The organism is uncultured Agitococcus sp., assembly GCF_937920075.1.
Taxonomy (GTDB): Bacteria; Pseudomonadota; Gammaproteobacteria; order Pseudomonadales; family Moraxellaceae; genus Agitococcus.
On sequence record NZ_CALETI010000220.1, the window covers coordinates 1 to 2,529 of the forward strand.

At 35.9% G+C, this 2,529-nt stretch carries 4 protein-coding genes; 1 reads left to right on the plus strand and 3 read right to left on the minus strand.

The genetic code is table 11. The features are described from left to right. On the minus strand, nt 1–358 hold a 358-nt coding region (locus Q0212_RS07975), incomplete at its 3' end, for a helix-turn-helix domain-containing protein (RefSeq protein ID WP_297924299.1). A 120-nt stretch (nt 359–478) separates the two neighbouring features. Between Q0212_RS07975 and Q0212_RS07980 the strand changes: the two genes are divergently transcribed. Next, nucleotides 479–1,300 (plus strand): radical SAM protein, encoded by an 822-nt coding sequence (locus tag Q0212_RS07980; RefSeq protein WP_297924301.1) that lies wholly within the window; start codon nt 479–481, stop codon nt 1,298–1,300. On the opposite strand, the gene Q0212_RS07985 is transcribed toward Q0212_RS07980, so the two are convergent. Beyond that, nucleotides 1,281–1,880 carry a hypothetical protein gene (locus Q0212_RS07985; RefSeq protein ID WP_297924303.1) on the minus strand — a complete coding sequence of 200 codons (600 nt, stop codon included), beginning with the start codon at nt 1,878–1,880 and terminating at the stop codon, nt 1,281–1,283. The genes Q0212_RS07980 and Q0212_RS07985 overlap by 20 nt on opposite strands. Continuing rightward, complete coding sequence (locus tag Q0212_RS07990) at nt 1,864–2,436, minus strand: ParB/Srx family N-terminal domain-containing protein (RefSeq protein ID WP_297924305.1); 573 nt, start codon at nt 2,434–2,436, stop codon at nt 1,864–1,866. The genes Q0212_RS07985 and Q0212_RS07990 overlap by 17 nt, the downstream gene beginning before the upstream one ends. Between the last annotated feature and the right edge of the window lie 93 nt (nt 2,437–2,529).

A 2,529-nucleotide genomic window follows, 5' to 3' on the forward strand; every position in this document is an offset into this window, starting at 1 on the left:
CGACCTTGATTGTAATAGCCTGCTGAATCGGTTGACCGTCTTTGCCCGTGTGTTCTTGCACGTTAGTTTCTTTCCAGCCCATGCGTGTCTTAGCCCAAAACATTGCAGCCCTTACGCAATCGCTATATGTTGCGCCCGTAGTTAATGCTTGACCACTTGCGGCTTGGTATAAAAACTTGCCTACATTTGCATTTGCTTTAATCGCGCTGTTTTCTAATTCGTCTTTGTAGTATTTATACAGCGTTTTATCATCTATGCCGATATATGCAGCAACTTCTTTAATAGGCACACCGTAAGAGCGCAATGCGATAATCTCGGCTCTTGTTTTGTCTGTTGGTATGTGTGGTTTACTTGGCATTTATTTACCCTCAAAAACACTAGGTTGATGATTCCTATATGTTTTTTTATATGTTAGACTCAATGCACGTTGTTGGTAGCAACGTGCATCTATCACTTATTAACTTGTTGGAGTTAAAAAATGACTAAAATCATTGTATCAGATATTTCTAGTCCTGCAATCAATGGATGTTCTTACATATACGCTCCTAAAGGTCAAGCACTCGAATATTCAGAGTTGGCTAGTAACCCATACTCAGGATGTGGCCATAAGTGCGCTTATTGTTATGTCCCAAAAGCATTGAGAATGAAAACAAGGGAATCATTCGATAATATAGCCGTTGAGCGTTCAGCATATCGCGCTGGATTAATGCGTGATGCGATAAAATATGATAAAGCTAAAACACAAGCGCAAGTAATGCTGTCTTTCACTACTGACCCTTATCACCCATTTGATACATCAGCAACGCGCTACGCATTAGAAGTTATCGGAAGCACTCATGGTCTAGGTTTTTGCACACTAACTAAGGGCGGAACTCGCTCTCTGCGTGACATTAATCTATTTAGACGCAATAAAGATGCTTTTGCAACAACACTAACAAGCCTTGATGATAGGTTTTCTAAAAAGTGGGAATCTGGTGCTGCATTGCCTAATGATAGAATTGAAGCAATAAAAAAATTCTACGATAAAGGAATTTTTACTTGGGTATCATTAGAGCCAACGCTTGATGTTGACGCATCACTAGCAATCATCAAAGAAACGCATGAGTTTGTTGATTTATTCAAGATTGGTCGTGTTAATTATATGCCAATGACAAAAACAACAGATTGGGAAGATTATACTCACCGTATTATTGATTTGTGCGACAAACTAGGAGTTAATCATTACATTAAAAAAGACTTGCAATTATACCTACCCAAAGGATATAAAAACCCTTTAAGAGTTAAACAGCATCACGATTAATCACAAAAGAATAATAGCGCATTGCTGCACCAGTGACACCTTGCGCTATTAAAAGATTCTCAACTTTACCTTTTAATTTTTCTGCTATTTTATCAATTACTATTTTTATAAAGTCATCATGCAAAACATTTGCTCTTTTTGCAATATGAAAATCATAACCAATAAAACGCCTTAATCCTTTACAAACCCTACCTAGTTTTAAATCCATGTTAACGCCATCTGTTACAACAAATCCTATTTTTTTATTTTTTAAGTCTATTTTTCCAACAATATAATCTAGTATTTCATACGGCGAGCCGTAAGCATCAATATCAAAAATATTATAATCATTAATATCAACAAGCCTTATTGCTTTTTCAGCATCGCCACAAATAGTATGCCTTTTATCAAAAAATTTTACTTTGTCTATGCCTGTGTATTTTTCGGCTTTGTACCAAACAGCGTTGTACATCTCACCGCTACCGCAATAAACCTCTAAAACATTTGAGTTTTTCATGTTTAAAAAAACAGATTCTCTTAGTTTTTGTTTTGCGTCAGTTTTTGCATTATTTGTTTTTACGCCTTTAAACTTGCTCATCATCACACCACAAAGTAACACCAACTATGTTCTTTATTGACTCAGCAAGCAGATTCATTACTTCTATTTTTTTCTCTAAAGGATATTTAACTACAAACACATGGTCTTCAATCTCGTTTATTTCATTGTCTATTTGCACTCCTTTTGACTCATCAAAAATAACTGAGATTTCATCTAAATCAAATCCAGTTAAATCAAGATTAAAACCTTCATTTGCTAAATCATTAAACTCCAATTTAAGCATATCTTCATCCCACCCTGCATCCAATGCAAGACGGTTATCAGCAATAATATAAGCTCTTTTTTGTGATTCGCTTAAATGCCCAATTTGTAGCACTGGCACTTCTTTTAGCCCTAGTTTTTGAGCTGCCATTACTCGGCCATGCCCTGCAATAATTCCATTATCCAAATCAATAAGCACTGGGTTTAAAAAGCCAAATTCTTTTATACTTGACGCAATCTTGCTAACCTGAGAATCACTATGTGTTCGGCTGTTTCTTGCGTATGGGATAAGCTCAGTAGTTAAAACGCTTTTATAGTTCGGATTATCATTTTTCATCTCATCCCCTCAATCAACCAAAACGCCAAATAAACAAGCCACATACTAAAAGCAATTATACAACAAATGCCACTCACTAAGCACAGTTGCAAA